The following is a 21,027-nucleotide window of genomic DNA, read 5'->3' as shown; positions in this document are numbered from 1 at the left end:
TTTCGATATCCTGGTCCACCGTCCGGCGGAGAGGATGATATAGTAGCGGTTATGTAGATTTATGGTGCTGGTATAACTCTTCGGAAAGCTCCTGCATTCTTTGCTTGACCTTCTTGGGTTTTATCACTGTCACTCCCGCTCCCCAAAGCAACAGCCAGCGGGCAAAGTATTCCGTTGAAGAAGTGAGAAAGGTCATCTCAACGCCTCCCTCCACTTTTTCCTCTGATGTCCACCCGCGGTAATATTTTTGATCGCCCATATAGCGTATCATATCATCATTAAACCGTACAATCACCTCATGCAGATCCTGCTCTTTGCGCAGGCTCTGTTCCGAAAATTCTTTCAGGGTATGTTCGGGAGGATCCGGAAGTTGTTTGATCGTACTTTTATACTCCTTTATGCGATCAACACGAAACATCCGGTAATCGGTGCGCAGGCGACACCATCCAGCCAAGTACCAGTGATTTCCCCGCAGTAGCAGGCCTAAGGGTTCGACCTCACGCTGTGTATTTTGATCCTTATAAGGAGAATAGTAACTGATGGCAACAACTTCCCCTTTTACAATAGTATCTTGTAGAAATCCGAACACACGATGTTTGGTTTCTGCCGGTTTTTCATCATGATACGGAAGGGTCTTGATATGTTGATCCAGGGTTTCCAGGTACTCCTTCTCCCGGTTTCGCAACACCGACCGTATTTTGTCCAAAGCAGAGATATAAGATTCGCCCAGCTGGGTTTCACTCCATTTTTGCATCAATCGTTCGCCGGCTAGCAGGGCCGCAGCCTCTTGTTTGTCAAACATGACGGGCGGCAGGTGATAACCTCTGACGATGAAGTATCCCTCCCCCTGCTCTGAACCTATGGGGACTCCGGCTTCTTGAAGGGCACGGAGATCACGGTACACCGTACGATTGCTAATGTTATATCGTTCTGCTAATTCTTCTACTGTTACACGCTTTCGTCCCTGCAGGTAGATGATAATTGCAGTGAGCCGGTCAATTCTATTCATAGCAAACTACCGTTATTCAGCTGAAGCCAAGTTCAAAACCTTATTAATGGTGCGCAGGTTTCTGTTAGTACCGGCAACACGAAGTTGTTTTTCTATAAATCGATTTGAAAACTGAGGTTTTTGATCAGCTTTTTTATTAACAACACTATAGACCTGGGTTCCTGCTACTTTGAAAGTTTCGATATTATTGGATTGACTTTCCAACTGCTCTTTGGCCTCACTATCAGGTTCTTCAGCAAGAAATGTGATATACCCTTTCCATCCTTCCTTAATATCAAAGGGAAAGTTGTTGAGAATTGCTCCTAGCCTGTAGGCAGAACGGACAACAACCGGCACATCATATCCAAATGATTCTTCAATCTGTTCTTTTATGAGAGGGACTAGCTGGTCGGTCTGTCTTGATTCAGGGACCTCAAAAACCACATTGCCACTTTGTATATAGGTCTCAACCTTTTTAAAACCCAATTGTAAAAACATCTTGCGGAGGTCTTCCATTTTTAAGGGACGGTGCCCGCCTACGTTGATGCCGCGGAGGAGGGCAATATATGATATCATAATAAATTTGTATAATATTGTGTAAGGTTGTATAATGTTGTACTACTTTAATTAACCCTCTGGATTTATGGATAATTATTTAAAAATAGGTGAAGCTGCTGAAAAATTGGGAGTAAGTACGGAAACGTTGAGGCGATGGGATAAGTCAGGAAAATTTCCTTCAGAAAGACACCCCATAAATAATTACCGCGTATATAAGGAAAAAAAGATTGATAACTTTATGTCAGACGCACAAGTGGAATTTAAGAAAGAAAAAACAAAAGAAATTGATGAAGATCCATTTTTTAAAACAGAATTTGGAAAGCTTTTTAATTTAGATGCTATTGATTTTTTGAAATCTATGGAATCAGAGTCCGTAGATCTTATTTTTGCTGATCCGCCTTATAATATTAAAAAAGCTGAATGGGACACTTTTGAATCACAAAAAGAATATGTCGAGTGGAGTATTGAATGGATAAAAGAAGCTAAGAGAGTACTGAAGGATAATGGCAGTTTATACGTATGTGGGTTTTCTGAAATTATTGCAGATATAAAATGGGCTGCTAGTGATATGTTTAAAGGATGTAAATGGTTAGTCTGGTACTATCGAAACAAGGCAAATTTAGGAAAGGATTGGGGGCGTGCTCACGAAAGCATAATTCATTTTAGAAAGAGCAAAAAATTTACATTTAACATTGATAATGTGAGGATTCCTTATAACGCACATACACTAAAATATCCTAAAAGGACACAATCAAAATCCTCACAATACGATAATGGCGACGGAAAAAAATATCAGTGGGAACCCCATCCCCTTGGTGCAAAGCCCAAAGATGTTTTTGAAATACCAACATTATCAAATGGGTCTTGGGAGCGTGTTGATAAGCATCCAACGCAAAAACCGGTAGAATTAGTGAAGAAGTTTGTTTTGGGATCGGCAAATGAAGGAGACTTGATTTATGACCCATTTGGAGGAACTGGGACTACATACGCTGTAGCAGAAGCTTTTGAAAGAAGATGGGTTGGTACTGAGATAAATAAAGATTTTTGTGATCTGATTAAAAATAGGGTTACGGATAAAAATCACATAGATCGAATAGCTTCAGAAAAAGATGAGAAGGAAAGTCGGGAAAGGAGAAAAAAAATAAGAGACTTATTTGAGTAATTTCCAAATGTCCTCGATCAAGAATTTTGAAAACTGAAATATATGTTCATCGTAGGGATAATTTTGTGCAGTGGGTGGCTTGTCAATAAAATATACACCATCGAGTTTAATTAGAAAATTTGTGTACACCATAAATAGTCCTGAAACGAAAGTATAACTTATATTATCTTCTTTTTTACGTTGAACATCATTTAAGAAAATGCCAACAACTTTAACTGTCTGATTAGAAAAGCTCTCCATCAAAAGTTTATCTAAAAATATTTTACCCATTCGATCTTTAGATGAAGTTTTAAAAGAAAGAATAACTTCATTTTCATCTAAATTTTTTGCAGTTGAATGGACTTGTTCGTAGGGTGAAATTATTAAATCAGTTTGGCACCGATATGTTTTTTTACCACCATCGGTTTCATAGGGGATTTTGAAAACAAGATCTTTGTTTGTAATCTCAAGATAATTTATAACTGCTTTTAGGAGTTCTTCAAATCTATTTCCAACGTGCTTTCTAGCACTATTGGGATTAACTAATAAGTCGAATCCAGCTCCAAGAGATTGTTGTATTGTATAAAGAACAGTATCAACTATTTTGTAGTTATCTTCCTTAATCTTTTCGTTAGATTTAACTCGATCTAAAATTTGAAGAAAAAGGTCATATTTTTTTTCAAAAATGTCAGGGTCATAAATAAAAAGCTCTTCATTAATTGGCCTCAAGAATTTTTTTGTGCCGCCAGAAATATGTGTTTTTATTTTATAACCACGAATTTCTACCTCAGAAGAAATAACTGCTGGTAAATAGTTTAATACTCTAACACAGAGAGAATAAAATTCATTGAGATCATTTTTCTGTGTTTTTAAATCGTCTGCTAGAGAACTCACAAATGGACCTATTAGTTAATAAATTAATGATGTCTGTATATAATAGATCTTCTATAATCATCCAAAACTCATTTGCCAGTATAGGTATAATAATGCAAAAGCTGTTAGGAAAAGTATTCCGCCCCAGCTTAGCGAGCGAAGCCACGGCTTGGGTTGGCAGTTGTCAGGGACGTGGTCGGCCGTAACCAACCGGTAGTTAATATAAGCAAGTACCGGGGCCATCAGAAAAGAAAGTGTGGTGGCCAGGTCAATAAGCAGGGTAAAATAGTTTCCCAAAAAGTAAAGCACACCCAAAGACAGCACCGAAATAGCTACCAGAAGCACTTGGTAAATCAGGATATCACTTTTATTCTCTAACATACTGGGAGTAATAACCTTCATCATCTGTCGGTTGACACGGGGATAGGCATCCGTAACGGTGAGTGTAGTGCTGAACATCGTTGTAAAAGCTGCAATGATAATGACGGTATAGGCCCAACTGCCCAAGCTTTCGGTATACAGGCCAATAAGTTGATCGGCAAAAACGGTACCGCTGCTGGCATACTCCTCTCCACTGCCATACATCACGAGGGCACCGAGCAGCAAGAACCCCAGTGCCAGCACTGCAGCCCCAATATACCCGATATTAAAATCGAGTAGCGATTCTTTGAGTTTAGGCCGGTACTGTGTCTGTTTTTCGCGCTCCAGGGTCCATAACGAATGCCAGGCCGAGGCATCAATAGGGATAGGCATCCACCCCATTAAAGCAATAAGGAAAGAGACGCCGGCAACATCCCAGATACTTGGGAAGTAATCGATGACTTGATGTTGTCCTCCCTGAAAGAGAGCAGCCACCACTGCTACTACTGTGGAAATGGCAAGAACAACCATAATAAGCTTGATGGCACCGTCGAGCGCAGAATATTGCCCCGACATGAGCAGCAGAATACAGATAGTCAGCAAGATAGCACTCCAAAGAACGGGAGTTAGGGCAATGCCGGTAAGTTCGGCCGCCAGATGAGCGCTTACAATAGTTACGGCCGCTTGAATGATAAACATTGTACCGATTGTAAAAACAGCAAAAACACCAATTGCCCAGTTGCCCAAACGCTTGTACCCTTCGATCATACTTTCGCCGGTAGCAATGGCATATCGCGGGCCATATTCGAGGAAGGGATATTTGAAAATATTAGCCAGAACCAATGCCCAAATAAGTGCAAAGCCGTATGAAGCACCGGCCCGGGTAGATTGTACCAAATGCGACACCCCAATAGCGGCAGCAGCCATCAACAGCCCCGGCCCTAAGCTTTGTTTTAATCCATCCCATGAACTGACCTCTTGGTTTGTTTCTTCAGTAGTATCCTTTTCTAACTCCTCCATAGTGAATGTTTATTTAGTATTGCCCGACGTTGAAAACAACGATAATAAAATTGGAGGCGAAATTAAATTTAGATCTATTAATGGTTGAACAATTTCTCCTATTTCCCATTAAATACATTGTAATATGTATAACTTAATTCGTTATAATACTAGTGGTTGTTGTAAATAATAGAGTTCAGTTTTCGTTGAGATTAATATGAATCTTTACTTCTGAAGAACTGTTTTTAACAAATCAGCAAGGTGTTAATATTTAATTATTGTTGGAGGTATCTATGATTACGCGTGAAGACATCCTCAATCTTGCAGAGAAAGAACAAGATATATGCATTTCAATTTATTTACCTACTCATGAGATGGGTGAAGAAGTGCAACAAGATCCTATACGACTTAAAAATTTATTAAGTGATGCAAAAGAACAACTCAAAGAGCATAAGGTAAAAGAACAGCGTATAGAAAACATACTCAAAGAACCACGAGATCTGCTGGACAAGCCTAGGTTTTGGCAACATAATGATAAGGGATTAGCTCTCTTTATCACTGAGGATGATTTTGAGTACTACCGTGTACCCCACAGCTTCAAAGAACGGGTACTGGTGAATGACCATTTTCTAATTACTCCCCTGGTCCCAATGATATCACTGGAAGGGACATTCTGCATACTGGCTCTCAGTCAAAAGAAAGTACGGCTGCTACGATGCACCCGGGCCGGGGTAACAGAGATTGAGCTTGAAGACTCTCCTGATAATATGGAAGAGTTCAAGAAGTATGAGGTATATGAAAAAACGATTACCTCAGCCGGCAGTGGCGGTTCCTCATCGATGTTCCATGGATGGGGCGACGGTTCGGTAGAGACAGACTATGTCGAAAATTACTTAAAGACTATCGAAAATGAAGTTACCTCTATATTGCGCCAGCGTAACGATCCGTTGGTGTTGGCAGGTATTGATGAAGCCGTAGCAATATATCGAAAGGTAAGTCATTACAGCCGTACGATGGACGAGGCTATTTCAGGCAATCCCGATCCAAAGAGTAATGAAGAGATCAAGGATGAAGGCTGGCAAGTTATAAAGTCATATTTCCTGAAGGATATGTATGATGATATCGAACGTTTTGGTGATTTATCCGGATCTGAAAAACAGTCGGATAACCTTACTAAAATTGTGGAAGCTGCCTACTATGGAAAGGTCGAATCACTTTTTGTACCTATTGGCGAGCATAGCTGGGGCTGGTTCGATACCGAACGCGATGTAGTACATCACAGCTCTGAGCCAAAGAACGGCGAACATGACCTTATCAATATGGCAGCTATTAAAACACTTACCCAAAGTGGTAATGTGTACGCGCTGGATAAAGAAGATATGCCTAATGGCTCTTCAATAGCAGCTATATTCAGGTATGCATAGCAGCGCTTAACACAAATTTGGATATCGGGAAAGGCATCGTCTTAATGGGCGATGCCTTTCTTATTTGTTGCATTCAAGTAACTAATGCCATACAGCGGTGTTTTAAGGTTTGTCGGGGTGGGGAAAGGTAATCAGATTTTTGTACCGGTCGAACGTTAGGTCTTGCTCTTTCAACCTCCTCTTAATCTCCTCCTTCATAAGGAGGAGAAACGGACGAGCCAAGACATGTTGACTTCGTATTTCAATTCGACCACAGGATATAGTATGCAGATGCTACGGATCATATGGATGGGCACAGAAAAAATACATACCACCGTAACAGTTTGAGTGCCTTAATGATTTTGCTAGTTATTTTGGGTAAAGAAATACTCACCGAACTATAAACGGTGAAACTCCGCTAGTCTCTTCTCATCCGCGTTCCCAATTCTATTTAATAATCAAAAAATGGATGCCGGTTTAGAGAGGTAAAAGACTATAAATATAGCAATGAGGTAATATTAAAGTTCCCCTCCTTATCAAGGTGGGTCAGGGGTGGTTGCCAAACCATTGCTCTTTCAACCTTCTATAAATGTTCGATGGTGATTTAAGAGTCATCACTAAAGCACTGGGGCACCAGCTACCTGCTCTTCGTTTTTAGGCCGTACGAAAATAATATAGCCGCTTGGCGGAAGTCCCCAGGGAGGGTTCGCTGGAAGGGCTTATTTCATGTTGCACTTACTGCTTGAACTCAATTTTTTTAAAACATTTTTCATTCATAACCTTTACACTAGAGGGTAATAGTAATTTTCGCTCAAAATTTTTAAATCAGCAGACCTATGAGATTATCTACGCTTTTATTTGGTTTTTTTACTTTACTGCTTTCAACAAGTGTGTATGGGCAAAATCCTGCCGAGGCTGAGGCCTCCATGGATTACTATCTGCCACAAGATGTAACCTACAACTCCGAAATACCTACTCCCGAAGAGGTGTTGGGAATGGTACCTGGCGAATGGCATGTTCGCCACGATCAGCTTGTAAAATATATGGAAGCTGTTGCAGAGGCTTCGGACCGAATTACCTTGCACAAATTTGCAGAGACCTATGAAGACCGCCCTCTGCTTTATTTGACTGTTACTTCTGCTTCAAACCAGCAGAATATTGAGCAGATTCGTAAAAACCATGTAGCGCTTACCAATCCCGAACGCTCAGAGCAATTGGATACTGAGAATATGCCTATCGTAATGTATTGGGGATACAGTATTCACGGGGATGAATCGAGCGGTTCTAATGCATCCTTGCTGGTGGCCTACTATTTGGCTGCAGCTCAGGGCAAAGAAATTGAACAGAAGTTGAATAACAGCGTAATCTTATTGGATCCCAGCCTAAACCCCGATGGCCTAAACCGGTTTGCAAGCTGGGCAAATACACATAAAAGCGAAAATTTAGTTAGCGACCCCAATAGTCTGGAACTGAATCAGCGGTGGCCGAGCGGGCGTACTAACCATTACTGGTTTGACTTGAACCGAGATTGGATGTTGGTTCAACATCCCGAAAGCCAGGGGCGTATTGATAACTTCCATAAGTGGAAGCCTAATATTTTGACCGACCACCATGAGATGGGCACCAATTCTACCTTTTTCTTCCAGCCGGGAATACAGTCGCGAACTCATCCCATCACTCCTGAGCAAAATCAGAGTCTGACTAAAGCAATTGCCGATTATCATGCTGAAAAGCTGGACAATCAGAAGCGGCTATACTACTCTCAAGAAAGTTTTGATGATTTCTATTACGGCAAAGGATCTACCTACCCTGATGTTAATGGTGGGATTGGGATACTGTTTGAGCAGGCCAGCTCGCGGGGACATGCCCAGGAAAGTGTGCATGGTGTGTTGAAGTATCCCTTCACGATCAAGAATCAATTTTTAACCTCGCTTTCTACATGGGAGGCTTCTCAAAATTTACGCCAAGAGATTCTGAACTATCAGCGAAGTTTCTTTCAGGAATCTAAGCGAAAGGGAGAACAAGCTGATATTGAGGGGTATGTATTCGGCACATCTCATGATAAGGCACGTACCCATCACTTTGTGGAGATGCTGAAGCGGCACAAGGTAAAGTTGTATGAACTGGCAAAGAATATTAATGCTGATGGAGAATCATTTCAGGCCAACTCCTCTTTTGTGATTCCTTCTGATCAGAAACAATATAAGTTTGTGAAGGCCCTGTTTGAGCGACGGACCTCGTTTACGGATAGCCTGTTTTACGATGTTTCTGCATGGACCATGCCTTACGCATTTAACCTGCCGTTTGCCGAACTTGAAGGGCGCGATTACAGTGATGACTTATTGGGCAGTAAGGTTGATGGAGTACCAGAGCTGCCACAGGGAGAAATTGTAGGCGGTAAAAGTGATTATGCCTATGTTTTTGAATGGGATGAATACTATGCGCCCAGAGCCCTGAATCGTTTGCAAGATGCGGATGTTCGCACAAAAGTAGCCTCTAAACCGTTTACCGGTGTAACTGCTAACGGAACGCATAGGTTTGATTACGGGACGGTGCTGGTTCCGGTGGGGCCCCAATCTGTTGATGAGTCGGATATTTATTCGCTCATGAAAAAAGCAGCAAATGAAGATGGATTGACGGTATATGCTGTAGGAACGGGGATGACTCCGCGCGGAATTGATCTCGGTAGTGGTTCGTTTGAAGACCTTGAGCAGCCCAATGTAGCTGTTCTTGCTGGTGAGGGGGCAAGTTCCTACGAAGTGGGTGAAGTCTGGCACCTGTTGGATCAGCGCTATGACATGACTCTCACACTCTTTCCCCCGGATCGTCTTAGCTTTGCAGATCTCAGTCGGTATAATGTCATCGTTATGGTTAATGGTGGTTATAATAGCTTGTCGAATGGAGCTGTAAGTAATATCAAAGATTGGGTACAATCTGGCGGGACTCTTATCACCACGAAATACGCTAACAGGTGGGCCGAGAGAAATGATTTGGCAAATATTGAATTTGTTAAAGAAGATAATTCAAAAGAGGATGAGAAAGAGGTTAATCCCAAACCATATGCTGAGAGAGACAAAGCACGCGGGGCACAGTATATTGGCGGGGCTATCTTTAATGCTAAGTTAGATTTAACCCATCCTCTGGGATATGGATATAATGATGATGAGATGACGGTTTTCCGTAATAGTACTCTGTTTCTGCAAAAAGCAGAGAATCCATATGCTACTCCCCTCTATTATACCGAAGAACCGCTGGCAAGTGGCTACATTTCGGAAGAGAATCTGGAAGAGCTAGCCGGAACAGCTTCGATCATTGTTAGTGATACCGGGCGCGGGCGTGTTATTTCGATGACCGATAACCCCAATTTCAGGGCTTTTTGGTATGGAACCAACAAGCTGTTTATGAATGCTATATTCTTTGGTCAAACGATCGATGGCGGATCAGGAAATTAGGCTATAGCTTTTTAGTCACATAAATAACACCAAAGGCATAGAATTATATTCTTAATTCTATGCCTTTTTTATTTCCAATACTTTGATCTAGCCGCCTTATATTTAGGAGACGAAAAACTAACACTTTTTTAATTTTTTCAATATACGTTCTTATGAAACCAGTTTTCCAAGTCCTTTTTGGCTTAATTATTGTTGTCACTATTGGGGCCGTTATTCTTTCTCTCAGTGTTGACAGCATAGTGAGGTCAAATATTGAAAGTACTACCTCCGAAATGTTAGAAACTACGGTAAAGGTAGATGATGTGGCTATTTCAATACTAAATGGAGAAGGATCGATTGAAGGTATTACGATATACAATCCTGAGGGATTTAGTGAAAACCCTGCTGTTAAATTACAGCAAATATCATTAACAGTGGATCCCTATTCCCTGCTTTCTGATACGGTAATTGTTAAGGAAGTTCGTATTAAGGAACCGGAACTTTACTTTGAGCAAAAAGTGAAAGGCAGTAATCTTAATACCCTCAGTAGCAAATTAAAAGAAGGTTCCTCTTCCGGAACAAGGGCGGTTATTGACTATCTCCTGGTAGAAGATGGCCGGGTCACATTAACTACGGAGATCGGGGGAGAAAAGTCAGTTGAGGGCACTTTTTCCAAAATTGAGATTGAGGGAATTGGCAGAGACGGAAACAATACCATGGAACAGGTGTTAAGTCAGATATTGAAGCCTATTCTTGAAGAAGCTGCTCAAGAAGCAATCAGGCAAGGTGTTAAGGACAAAGCCAGAGATGCTGTCGAGGATTTATTAGATAGCTGAGAACTTATTTATTTTCCCAAAAGAAAAAGAGTCATCTCAATTACGAGATGACTCTTTTTTATTGTCTTAGAAATAATTACAGGGCATTCTTGATTTTATCAGTATAATCCAGCTTTTCCCATGGGAATTCTTTGCGCCCGAAGTGACCATAAGCGGCTGTTTGGGAATAAATAGGGCGCAGCAGATTAAATCGACTAATAATGCCACTTGGCGTTAAGTCAAAGGTTTTCTGTATAGCCTCTGCCAATTCGATGTCACTTACGGTTCCGGTTCCATAAGTATCCACATTAACGGAAACCGGCTCTGGAATTCCGATAGCATAAGCAAGCTGTACCAGACACTCATCAGCGAGGTCGGCACCCACAATATTCTTAGCAATATGGCGAGAAGCATAAGCAGCGCTTCGATCTACCTTAGAAGGATCTTTACCGGAGAAAGCACCACCACCGTGAGCTCCGCGGCCTCCGTAGGTATCGACAATTATTTTACGTCCGGTAAGTCCGGTATCGCCGTGTGGACCACCAATTACAAATTTGCCCGTAGGGTTAACGTGCAGAATTGTTTCCGGATCCATTAGTTCTTCAGGAATAACTTCCGGGATCAGGTGCTTCTTTAAATCCTGTTTGATTTGAGGTTGATCCACATCCTCATCGTGCTGTGTAGAAATAACGATAGTATCAACACGCTTGGGTGCTCCATCTTCATCATACTCAACGGTAACTTGGCTTTTACTATCAGGTGCCAGGTATGGAAGCAGGGTAGTGTTTTTTCGGATATGAGCCAGTTTTCGAAGCAGGTCGTGCGAATACTGCAGGCTCATGGGCATGTAGGTGTCGGTTTCTTTGGTGGCATACCCGAACATCATTCCTTGATCGCCGGCACCCATTTTTTTGTCATCCCCTTCATCAACGCCTTGAGCAATATCGGGACTTTGCTGGTGGATAGTGGTTAAAACACCACAAGACTCCGAATCAAAACGATATGAGTTTTTAGTATATCCAATGTCACGTATAACTTTTCGAGCTATCTCCTGTACATCAACATAAGCATCAGTGGTAACTTCACCGGATATAACGGCCAACCCAGTGGTTACCATGGTTTCTACTGCTACTCTTGATTGGGGATCCTGCTTGAGCATAGCATCAAGGATAGAGTCAGAAATTTGATCAGCTACTTTATCAGGATGTCCCTCAGAGACAGATTCGGAGGTAAAGAGGTTCTTCATTATTAATACGAAATTCGTGAAAAAGTTGTCAGTTATAAAGCCCTTGAAGCTACAAAAAACTCTTTAATGTTGCAGATAAATTGCTATTAGAATTAATAGAGCTCTATTAGTAAATAGCTAAGCTCCGGATAATAGGGTTTGTAGCCTCTTCTTTAACAGCGAGGGATCAGCAAAAGAGCTATTAGTCCTCACTTTCAGGAGGAGAAACACCAAGGTATTTAAAAGCCTTACGTGTAGTAATACGTCCCTTTGAGGTTCGTTGCAAAAAGCCTTCTTTGATAAGATAGGGTTCATAAACTTCCTCTATTGTGCCCTTATCTTCGCCTACAGCCACACCAAGGGTGCCAAGCCCTACAGGTCCACCCTCATAATTTTCAATGATAGCTTTGAGGATTCGAATATCCATTTCATCGAGGCCGTTCTGATCTACATCCAGTGCATTCAGTGCTTTATCGGCAATAGCATCATTAATAGTGTCCATATTTTCAACCTGGGCAAAGTCACGCGTGCGCCGCAACAGTTTATTGACAATACGGGGGGTGCCCCGGCTGCGGCGTGCAATTTCGTGGGCTCCGGTATCGGTAATGCCCATATTTAGGATTGCTGCTGTGCGAAGAGCAATACGCTGTAGTAGTTCAACATCATAGTAATCCAGGCGCATATCGATACCAAAGCGAGCCCTAAGAGGAGCGGTAAGCAGTCCTTTACGGGTCGTAGCTCCTACCAGGGTAAAGCGGTTGAGTTCAATTTGTATGCTTCGAGCATTAGGTCCTGAATCGATAACAATATCGAGCTTGTAATCTTCCATTGCAGAGTAGAGGTACTCTTCAATAACGGGGTTAAGCCGGTGTATCTCATCTATAAAGAGTACATCTCCCTCTTCCAGATTGGTAAGCATGCCGGCCAGGTCCCCCGGTTTTTCAAGTACGGGGCCGGTAGTGGGTTTAATCTGGACCCCCATTTCATTCGCAATGATGTGGGCCAGGGTGGTTTTTCCGAGTCCCGGCGGTCCCGAAAGTATGACGTGGTCTAAAGCTTCTTCTCGTTTTTGAGCTGCTTTTATAAATACAGAAAGATTTTGAATTACCTTTTTTTGCCCTATGAACTCACTTATGCGAGATGGGCGTAGGGGTTGCTCAAAATCTCTGTCGCTATCGGAAGCATCTAATAGAGGGTTTTGCAAAATAGGAAACCTAATGAGTTAAGTACGTTTTCCAACAGGCAAAATTAACTCATTATTTGCAAAGTATCGAAGCGAGTTTATCCTTCTTTCATTTGCTGTTCAAAATCATCAAAATCAACATTACCAAGCTCGTGGTCCAGCTTTCGAAGGATGCGATAGGCCGGTTGTCGATAAATGCCATCCATAGAGTAGGCAGTATGAATCGCTTCTCGCGCTTTAGAAAGTTGTTCAATATTGATATAGGCGTTCCCCATATACCAGTATGCTTTTTCTTCGGTAACCGGATTCTTTTTTACGTTATTAATAACTTCTTTAAAAGCAGTAATCGAAGACTTGAACTCGCCGGCGTTATACTGAATAATACCCTTATTTAAATAGGCTTTTACAGCAGCTGACTTATTAGGATACTGGGTGATAATTTTATTGTAGAACTGCAGTGCCTTCTTTACATCTCCGGAAAGTGACGCCTGGAACCCTCGATTTAGAAGCGAGTCGGCCGGGGCAATGGTTGCTTTCTGTGACCGCATGACAGGAGCAGAGGAAAGATTGGTAGAAATATTAATATTATTAAGTGCCAGTTCCTGTATTGATTGATTAGTATCCTGTTGCAGAAAGTTAATGGCAACAACTAAAATAGCAACTGAAGCTGCAGCGGCAATCCACTTCCAGGATCGCTGCATAGAATAGATGATGGTTTCATCATTTACTTCGGAAGAGTTCTCACTCGTATCAGTAGAAGCGGACTCATCCAGAATTGATTGGACACCTAATTCAGTTTCCAGTAGTTCAATATACTGGGGGTGTAATAGAAGCTTCTCCCACAATGCTTCGGCCTGCTCTTCGGTAAGCTTGCCTTTGATGTAGGCATCTATTTGTTGTTCGAGCTCTAAGTCTCTTGATATCTTGTTCATAACAAAAAAGTTTATTTCACGCTTGAATTGCTTTATAAGCAATTTAACTTCGAGGGTCTGTTAAGTAAGACCCTCGAAAAGCCGAATCCTTACATTATAATTTACTTTTTTTTGTATAGCACTCATTTAGCTTCTTTATGATGCGATGCTTGCGAGTCCAGGTATTACTCAGGCTGATGTTAAAATGGTCTGCCACCTTTTTTGCCTGGGCATCGGGATGATCAAACCAATACTGCATAAATGACTGGTGTTTTTCTTTTAGTTGGTCCATACAAATATTGAGTAATCGCTTCTGCTCTTTGTCCAGTAGTGACTGAAGTTGACGTGGAGCTTGTTGATGTTTGTCAGAAATATCGTCTGTTGCTTCCGGTCGCTTCTTTTTCTGCATCTTCAAGTACGTATTTCGACAGGTAGAAAGGATATAAGAAACTACCTGCTCGGGATTTTGAATACGATCTTCATTGATAATTTCAATAGAAGTTAAAAGGGAGTCTTGGGCACAATCTTCGGCATCTTCTTGGGTCGCATTCATATGTATGCGCAAAAAAGCGATGAGACGAGGGCGAAGCGCTGAAATCAACTCATTCACTTTTTTTGTGTCGTTCTCTTGTAGAGCTGTTACTAAGTTAGAATAGTCCATAGGAAAAAAGTCTATACCAGTTTAATCAATGAGTATAAAGATTTAAGCAATAAGATTCATCAGTATTAAACTTTAATAGTAAAAGCGGGAAATATTTCCTTTTTTGGGGCAGATCAGCTTATATTTGGCACAACTCAATATAGTTAGACAATTACATGTATCGCGTTCAACTCAAAAATTTTGAAGGTCCGCTGGACCTGCTGCTGTTCTTTATTAAAAGAGACGAACTCGATATCTATGATATTCCCATCTCATATATTACCAACCAGTTTCTGGAATATATTGGATTAATGGAAGAGCTGGACCTGGATGTAGCCAGCGAGTTTATTTTAATGGCCAGCATGCTTATGTCGATAAAGGCAAAGATGATGCTGCCCCAAGAAGAAAGTGATGATAAGCTGGATGAGCACGACCCTCGTTATGAGCTCGTACAACAGCTGCTGGAATATAAGCGCTATAAAGAGATGGCCGCTAAAATGGAAGACATTGAAGAAGAGGCACAGAAAAAGCGCTTCCGAGGTTATCATCAGGCTGATCAGGTGGAGAAGCAAGCAAGCGGTGAGGCCCTGCAGGATGTAACTATGTTTGATTTAATGACCGCTTTTAAAAAGGTACTTACAGATATTAAAAGGCAGGAGGCGGTCCATCACGTCGAAAAAATTGAACACTCCATTGAAGACCAAACAGAATACGTGTTAGAGCGATTGCAACAAGAGGGGCGCACCTCTTTTTATGATTTTTGTATGGAACTGGAAACCAGAGCGAAAATTGTGGTCACTTTTTTGGCAGTCCTGGAGATGTTAAAAGAACGACAGATTAATCTCTATGTTGATGATGACGATCCTACCTCTTTTTATCTTGATTTAAAACCCGTTGACGAAATTATTGGAACCAATTAATCTAATTTATTATTGACCTATGAACACAAGAACCGTTGTTTTATCCCTGATCCTGGCAATTTTATTTATTGGTTGTGCCGGCTCAGAATCATCCGTGCAAGAAGAGCAATCATCCCCCACCCCCAGTACCAACAGTAGTGCTCTGCTGGAATACCAGAATGAAATCTCTTCTGCGTATTTGAAGAAACATTTAGCAGCCTTTTCTGCCGATTCTATGAAAGGGCGTGAGGCTGGCACAGCGTCAGAAAAAAAGGCAGCTGATTATCTTGCTGCCGAGTACCGGGAGATAGGGCTGAAGCCGGTAGGCGATAACAATACCTATTTTCAGAGCTTTAAATTAGCAGGAGCTAAAAGTGACAGTGTTGTTTTTAGTGTCTATAACACTGAAAGTGACCAAAAGAAACTCATTGACCATTCTACCGCCAGCAAAAACTCATCTGCTAATTTTATTCGCCGTTATGGGGGTACAGACAGCCTGCAGGCTGAGATCGTTTTTGCGGGATTTGGAGTTGCCGATAGTTCTCGCGGAGTTCAACATCTCAACGACGTTGAGCTGAAAGGCAAATGGGTAATGGTATTTGAAAAGATACCCCATACAGTAGATGAGGACACACTGATAAATCCTGCAATTAACACTCGGGCACGTTTTCAAACAATCATGAGCCGGGGTGCTAAAGGGATGCTTATTATCCCCGCTGCAACTACAGCAGAGTTTGAGGAGCGTGCGCAAAAAGCACAAACCAACTACGGAAAGGTTGGTCGGCTAGGGCTTGCCTATCGTGATAAGGAGTCTGCCGGTGGGTTTAGCAAAGGATATAACATTATAAACCCGTCACTTGCGGCACGTATACTGGGGCTCGAATCAGAAACGGCCTTGGCTGTACATAAACAAGGTCTGATTGAAGATGTTTCAGCGTTCAAGCCCAAGGAGCTGCCATATCAGCTAAGTCATATTCCTTACTCAACGCAGAAAGAAGTTGATTCAAGAAATGTATTGGCCTTTTACGAAGGAGCTGATCCCGAACTCAAAGATGAGGTAGTGGTGCTCACCTCTCATTACGACCATGTAGGAGTTGGGGCCCCTGACTCTACAGGCGATCGTATCTATAACGGGGCTGATGACGATGGGAGTGGCACCATAGGGTTACTTAATGTGGCACGGGCCTTTGCTAAAGCCGGTGAAAATAACGTAAAGCCCAAACGGAGTATCCTTTTTCTAAATGTATCAGCAGAAGAAAAAGGGCTGCTGGGGTCACGATATTATTCCGATCACCCGGTTTTTTCCATGGAGCAAACGGTAGCTAATATTAATATTGATATGATTGGCCGTATTGATAGAAAGCATGAAGAAGAGGGGATTGAGAACTATAGCTACATCATAGGCGGTGATATTATCTCTTCTCAGCTCGATAGCCTTGTAAAGGCCGGCAACGAACGCAGCGGACAGATAAAGCTAAGTGATCGATATAACGATCTGCAAGATCCCAACCAGTTTTATCGACGCAGCGACCATTGGCACTTTGGCCGTAAGGGCGTGCCCTTTGTGTTCTTCTTTACTGGCGTTCACGAAGATTACCACCGTCCTTCTGACGAGGTGCATAAAATACGTTTTGATAAATTAACTAAGATCGTTCGTACGATCTATGGATCAACGGTAGCAATAACAAATGCTGAGAGAGCACCTGAAGTAGATAACCAAAAATTTATTGAGATCACGAAGGATCAGAATTTTTGAATAAATAGAAAGCCCTATAAATACGACCAAGAGATCCCGGATCAAGTCCGGGATGACAAGAGGGATATATTGCGTTATGGGCCATGGCCTCCAATCGCTAAGCGGGGTGTTATAGACCCAGTTGTAAAGGGAAAAGTAAATTTATAAAAGGCCGTATTCAACTAACTAATGCAACAAAGGGAGCTTTTAAGGTTTGCCGGATAGGTGAACAGGAATCACCTTCAGGTATTGATCGACGGTTCCAATGTGCTTCTTGCAGATCTTATTCAAGTAAGTCCCCCTCAGCAATATTTTGATGGTGGGAAAGTGCTTGATCATTATCAAAGGCCAGGTTATGGTCCATGCACTGGATTAATAAACTGGCAGTATTTTTGACTCCAGGCTGGTTACTTTTTCCACAGCTCTAGAGGGGAAAAGTCGATATATCGCAAGTCCGTCTGGACAGCAGTAGAGTGGACAGGGGTGGTTGCCAAACCACTCCTCTTCCATAAGAAGGAGAAATTTCGATGACGATTTAAGAGTTATTCCTAAAGTACTAGGACCACCACCTATCTGGGCTTACTTCATGTTGTTGCACGTACTATTTGAACTTATGAAGGAATGAGAACTATGGTGAGAGGGATAATAGGATGACTGATATTTATTAAAATTGCTTAATAATAATCTGAGCAACCCAAAGACTGTTCATTTCTGAAATATTACCGGCCGACAACTATAAATGGAGCCCAATATACCGGATGATTAAACAGTGGGTGTTTAATCATCTTTAGTTTTGCTTTTCGCATAGCTTTGGCTTTGGGCCCAAAGGGGATAGACTCGTCCCACCCTACCCATCGGAGCATGCTGTCGGTCCACCCTTCTTCAGAGGGGGTGTTTTTGAGAGCTTTATAAAATTCCGTCATAAACGAAGCCGTCGAACGGTCATAAACATTCCACAGACTTACAACTACGGTAGAAGCCCCGGCATAGAAAAAGGAGCGCTGCATCCCCAGAATGCCCTCCCCTTTTACCACCTTGCCCAGGCCGGTGTTACAGGCGCTTAGCACCACCATGTCAGAATTTATATCGAGCCCAAAAATTTCGGAACTGCGCAGCATGCCGTCTTCTTTTGAGGATGCTGTGAGCTCCCCCTCAGAGGATAGGGCCAGCCCGCTTCTGCTGGGACGGTCTTCATCAATAATACCATGTGTAGCCATATGGACATATCGATATTGGTTCTGTTGAAGCATCTCTTTAAAGCGTTCTTCTGATACTTCATCCTCTTTAAGGATAGCAGACCGAGGGAACTGGGATGCAATAGAGTCAACCTCCATCAGGGTAGAAGGCAGGGCAGAAAGGTTACTCTGCCGGAACCTGGGATTATTGTTATTCTCTCCCGAAAAATTTGACCCTGCAACGGCCAGTAAATCCTGCTGGCTGGGACTTTCTGATTCTTTAAGCAGAGCCAAACTCGTAAGCGAAGGCTCATACTTAATATTGAAACGTTCAATCAGGTACTGATCGCCTCGAGACAGGGCTTCAAAGGGAAGGTAAGCCAAAGCACCGTCCGGGACTATAATTAAGTTAGAAAATGATTCAAGTTCGTCCTCAAAAGGTTTTAACAAAGTATTGTACAGCTCGGTGGATTGAGACCGCAGTTGAGCGCGTGGGGCATTGGATAAAATAGCTCCTTTGAAATTAGCCACTAAGTCAGTGAGCTGTTCGTCCAATGGCTGGCTGTCAGATAACGATATTTGCTCTACATGAACATTACTTGAGCTTATCAAAAAGATGATCAGCTGATTACCCGCAAGTGCATATTCAAGTACGGCTGTTTGTTCGTCAGTAAGTGCTTGGGCCCGTTCCAGAGATATTGGTTCGGGGGATTTCAGCGATTTTAGTTCTGGATATTCATTATGCAAATTATTTTCATAGGCGGCATAGTTAAGCTCGACTGATCGGATTTTTTGCTCAATATCAGCTCGCTCGTCTTTGTCTGTCGTTTGTTCCAGCCGGGTATATAGCTCTTCAATCTGGCTATGTTTTTTCCGGCGTTCAATACGCACCTCTTTGGGCAGTATCTGGTCGATGTTTTGGGAGGCCCGGGCCAGCTGATCACTCAACGAGCGTGCCTTGGCTTGCTCTACCAGTTTATACGCTTGTGCTGGGGCTTGCGAATATGTTAGAATCCAGGAAGCAACTTCGGTATAGAAATCGGAGTGTTGGCCAAAATATCCCGATTTAAGCTCTGAAACAGCACCTGCATTGGAGCGGTGTTTTTCAATGAGCCGAATGGCTTTTTTTCCATAGGTGACAGCACTGTCAGAATTTAGTTTGTGATAGAGACTCCCCATATTTTTAGCAGATTGTAGTTTATAGGTTGGGGGTAAAAACTCACTATAGGCATACGCTTTTTTATACTGGGTGAGAGCAGATTCCAGATTTCCTTTTTCTTGTTCTATTTCTCCAAAAAACTCAGCAGCAGTACGTAACATTTTGTAGCTGTCGGTCGAATCTCCTATCGTTTTAAGTTGGGTGGCATAGTTCTTTGCTTCCTGGAACTTCTCTTTTTCGAGGTTCACCCTGAACATCCTAATAAGAGAGCCATAAATTTCATGGGGGTTCCCCGCTTTTTTCCGAAGCTTATAGGCTTTAATAAAATAGCCACTTGCCTGTTCAATTTTGTCTTGTTCCCAGAGCAGCTGCCCAATATTATTCAACTTGGTTGCCATAAATAAGGGGCCGGCCGTTTTTTCGGCAATGGCAAGGCTCTGTTGGTAATAGCTGAGCGCTTTATCTAATTCTCCTAGCTGTTTGTAGAGTAACCCAATGCTATTTAAAGCACTGGCCGTTTCTTTAGGGGTTCCGGCCTTTCGGCTGAATTCAAGGCTTTTTTGGTACGAAACCAACGCTTGATCGTAGTTTCCGCGTTTCCGTTGGACGCTACCAATTTGCTGGTATGTTTCAGCTAGTTGTCGGACATCTCCATCTTTTTTCTTTATTTCCAGGCTTCGATTAAAATATACAAGGGCCTGGTCATAGAGGGCCAAGCCTGAATAGATACTTCCTATATTAGAAAAGGTGATGGCAATATTTTTTTTACGATTTATTCCTTTAAAATAAGGCAATGATTTCTCATAGAAATCCATAGCCTTGGTATAATTCCCTTTTGTTTCATATACGGTTCCGAAATTGCTGAACACCACCCCAATAAGCAGGCTGTTTTTTGACTGTTTAGCTAACTCAAGGGATTTCTCATAATACGTAAGGGCCTGATCTAATTTACCGGTTTTTCGCGAAGACAATCCCATACTATTGTAGAGGTCGCCCCGGTAATAGGCATCACTGGCAGGGTGGTCTATTTTGAGCAGCTTCTTATAAAGGGCCATGGCTTTCTCATTTTTTGAAAGCCACATCATTGCACTCGCATATTCCTTTCCGGCTTTTAATAAGGAAGCGGTGTCTTGGTAGTCGCTATAGATATTATAGGCTTCCCGGTAATAGAATTCAGACTTTTTTTTGTGGCCGCTGTTATCGTACTGTTTCCCTTTTTGATAGAGCGAGTCGGCCAGCTGCAGGCTTTGCCCACAAACTGCCCAGGGAACCCCCGCCAGCAGGGTGATCCCGATAATAAGTAGCCGTTTTATATTCATCCTGAATTTGTATGAGCGATATCTATGCTTTTTATCTAAATTCTTGTATAAGTTAACAAGTTTGCCTTTGGTGCCAAATTATGTCATATTTTTTAAGCATTCTATAAAAAGAGTGCGTTGTACGTTAATTATAAATAAAAAAATCAGGAGACCATCATGTTTTTATTTTCAGAAGAGCAATCGTTAGCACTAGCTATGCCAGATCAAGATACT

The 21,027-nt window shown here is 42.1% G+C and carries 15 protein-coding genes; 6 read left to right on the top strand and 9 right to left on the bottom strand.

Annotated elements, in window-relative coordinates:
* Positions 1-49: 49 nt before the first annotated feature.
* Both G3569_RS01805 and G3569_RS01800 read right to left on the bottom strand, forming a co-directional pair.
* Positions 50-1,009, bottom strand: a complete 960-nt coding sequence (locus tag G3569_RS01805; protein WP_165265502.1) for a helix-turn-helix transcriptional regulator — start codon at positions 1,007-1,009, stop codon at positions 50-52.
* A gap of 12 nt (positions 1,010-1,021) precedes the next feature.
* Positions 1,022-1,564, bottom strand: coding sequence for a DUF1697 domain-containing protein (locus G3569_RS01800; RefSeq protein ID WP_165265500.1), 543 nt, complete (start codon positions 1,562-1,564; stop codon positions 1,022-1,024).
* 67 nt (positions 1,565-1,631) lie between these two features.
* On the opposite strand from G3569_RS01800, the gene G3569_RS01795 reads away from it, so the two are divergent.
* Positions 1,632-2,708, top strand: a complete 1,077-nt coding sequence (locus tag G3569_RS01795; RefSeq protein WP_165265498.1) for a DNA methyltransferase — start codon at positions 1,632-1,634, stop codon at positions 2,706-2,708.
* Here the strand turns inward: G3569_RS01795 and G3569_RS01790 are convergent.
* On the bottom strand, positions 2,697-3,581 hold the full coding sequence (locus tag G3569_RS01790) for a hypothetical protein (RefSeq protein ID WP_165265495.1): 885 nt from the start codon (positions 3,579-3,581) through the stop codon (positions 2,697-2,699). The genes G3569_RS01795 and G3569_RS01790 overlap by 12 nt on opposite strands.
* A gap of 57 nt (positions 3,582-3,638) precedes the next feature.
* Entirely contained in the window at positions 3,639-4,940 is a 1,302-nt protein-coding gene (locus tag G3569_RS01785; RefSeq protein WP_165265493.1) for an Nramp family divalent metal transporter, read from the bottom strand.
* Between the two features lie 272 nt (positions 4,941-5,212).
* On the opposite strand from G3569_RS01785, the gene G3569_RS01780 reads away from it, so the two are divergent.
* The 3 genes from G3569_RS01780 to G3569_RS01770 all read left to right on the top strand — a co-directional run bounded on the left by G3569_RS01780 (position 5,213) and on the right by G3569_RS01770 (position 10,589).
* On the top strand, positions 5,213-6,343 hold the full coding sequence (locus G3569_RS01780; protein WP_165265491.1) for a baeRF7 domain-containing protein: 1,131 nt from the start codon (positions 5,213-5,215) through the stop codon (positions 6,341-6,343).
* 815 nt (positions 6,344-7,158) lie between these two features.
* Positions 7,159-9,774, top strand: coding sequence for a M14 family metallopeptidase (locus tag G3569_RS01775; RefSeq protein WP_165265489.1), 2,616 nt, complete (start codon positions 7,159-7,161; stop codon positions 9,772-9,774).
* 152 nt (positions 9,775-9,926) lie between these two features.
* Positions 9,927-10,589 carry a DUF748 domain-containing protein gene (locus G3569_RS01770; protein WP_165265487.1) on the top strand — a complete coding sequence of 221 codons (663 nt, stop codon included), beginning with the start codon at positions 9,927-9,929 and terminating at the stop codon, positions 10,587-10,589.
* Between the two features lie 76 nt (positions 10,590-10,665).
* Here G3569_RS01770 and metK read toward each other — a convergent pair whose 3' ends face one another.
* The 4 genes from metK to G3569_RS01750 form a co-directional block, all read right to left on the bottom strand.
* Positions 10,666-11,814, bottom strand: a complete 1,149-nt coding sequence (gene metK / locus G3569_RS01765; RefSeq protein WP_165265485.1) for a methionine adenosyltransferase — start codon at positions 11,812-11,814, stop codon at positions 10,666-10,668.
* 181 nt (positions 11,815-11,995) lie between these two features.
* Positions 11,996-12,997: a Holliday junction branch migration DNA helicase RuvB gene (gene ruvB, locus G3569_RS01760; protein WP_165265483.1), complete on the bottom strand. Its 1,002-nt coding sequence runs from the start codon at positions 12,995-12,997 to the stop codon at positions 11,996-11,998.
* Positions 12,998-13,074: 77 nt separating this feature from the next.
* Positions 13,075-13,908, bottom strand: a complete 834-nt coding sequence (locus G3569_RS01755; protein WP_165265481.1) for a tetratricopeptide repeat protein — start codon at positions 13,906-13,908, stop codon at positions 13,075-13,077.
* A 94-nt stretch (positions 13,909-14,002) separates the two neighbouring features.
* Positions 14,003-14,548 (bottom strand): RNA polymerase sigma factor, encoded by a 546-nt coding sequence (locus G3569_RS01750; protein ID WP_165265479.1) that lies wholly within the window; start codon positions 14,546-14,548, stop codon positions 14,003-14,005.
* 155 nt (positions 14,549-14,703) lie between these two features.
* Here G3569_RS01750 and G3569_RS01745 point away from each other — a divergent pair, with 155 nt between their 5' ends.
* Both G3569_RS01745 and G3569_RS01740 read left to right on the top strand, forming a co-directional pair.
* Positions 14,704-15,447, top strand: coding sequence for a segregation and condensation protein A (locus tag G3569_RS01745; protein ID WP_165265477.1), 744 nt, complete (start codon positions 14,704-14,706; stop codon positions 15,445-15,447).
* Positions 15,448-15,466: 19 nt separating this feature from the next.
* Positions 15,467-17,182 carry a M28 family peptidase gene (locus G3569_RS01740; protein WP_165265475.1) on the top strand — a complete coding sequence of 572 codons (1,716 nt, stop codon included), beginning with the start codon at positions 15,467-15,469 and terminating at the stop codon, positions 17,180-17,182.
* 698 nt (positions 17,183-17,880) lie between these two features.
* Here the strand turns inward: G3569_RS01740 and G3569_RS01735 are convergent.
* Positions 17,881-20,814, bottom strand: a complete 2,934-nt coding sequence (locus G3569_RS01735; RefSeq protein ID WP_165265473.1) for a CHAT domain-containing protein — start codon at positions 20,812-20,814, stop codon at positions 17,881-17,883.
* Between the last annotated feature and the right edge of the window lie 213 nt (positions 20,815-21,027).

The sequence above is a fragment of the Fodinibius halophilus genome, from assembly GCF_011059105.1.
Lineage (GTDB): Bacteria > Bacteroidota > Rhodothermia > Balneolales > Balneolaceae > Fodinibius > Fodinibius halophilus.
Note: the sequence above shows the minus strand (reverse complement) of the source record. Positions and strands in the feature narration are given on the sequence as shown.

Excerpts from the sequence above, each read along its gene's own strand:
- G3569_RS01750 (WP_165265479.1), bottom strand. The coding sequence starts at position 14,548 with ATGGACTATTCTAACTTAGTAACAGCTCTACAAGAGAACGACACAAAA.
- G3569_RS01735 (WP_165265473.1), bottom strand. The coding sequence starts at position 20,814 with ATGAATATAAAACGGCTACTTATTATCGGGATCACCCTGCTGGCGGGG.
- G3569_RS01780 (WP_165265491.1), top strand. The coding sequence starts at position 5,213 with ATGATTACGCGTGAAGACATCCTCAATCTTGCAGAGAAAGAACAAGAT.
- G3569_RS01785 (WP_165265493.1), bottom strand. The coding sequence starts at position 4,940 with ATGGAGGAGTTAGAAAAGGATACTACTGAAGAAACAAACCAAGAGGTC.
- metK (WP_165265485.1), bottom strand. The coding sequence starts at position 11,814 with ATGAAGAACCTCTTTACCTCCGAATCTGTCTCTGAGGGACATCCTGAT.
- G3569_RS01775 (WP_165265489.1), top strand. The coding sequence starts at position 7,159 with ATGAGATTATCTACGCTTTTATTTGGTTTTTTTACTTTACTGCTTTCA.
- G3569_RS01770 (WP_165265487.1), top strand. The coding sequence starts at position 9,927 with ATGAAACCAGTTTTCCAAGTCCTTTTTGGCTTAATTATTGTTGTCACT.
- G3569_RS01745 (WP_165265477.1), top strand. The coding sequence starts at position 14,704 with ATGTATCGCGTTCAACTCAAAAATTTTGAAGGTCCGCTGGACCTGCTG.
- G3569_RS01800 (WP_165265500.1), bottom strand. The coding sequence starts at position 1,564 with ATGATATCATATATTGCCCTCCTCCGCGGCATCAACGTAGGCGGGCAC.
- G3569_RS01805 (WP_165265502.1), bottom strand. The coding sequence starts at position 1,009 with ATGAATAGAATTGACCGGCTCACTGCAATTATCATCTACCTGCAGGGA.
- G3569_RS01795 (WP_165265498.1), top strand. The coding sequence starts at position 1,632 with ATGGATAATTATTTAAAAATAGGTGAAGCTGCTGAAAAATTGGGAGTA.
- G3569_RS01755 (WP_165265481.1), bottom strand. The coding sequence starts at position 13,908 with ATGAACAAGATATCAAGAGACTTAGAGCTCGAACAACAAATAGATGCC.
- G3569_RS01740 (WP_165265475.1), top strand. The coding sequence starts at position 15,467 with ATGAACACAAGAACCGTTGTTTTATCCCTGATCCTGGCAATTTTATTT.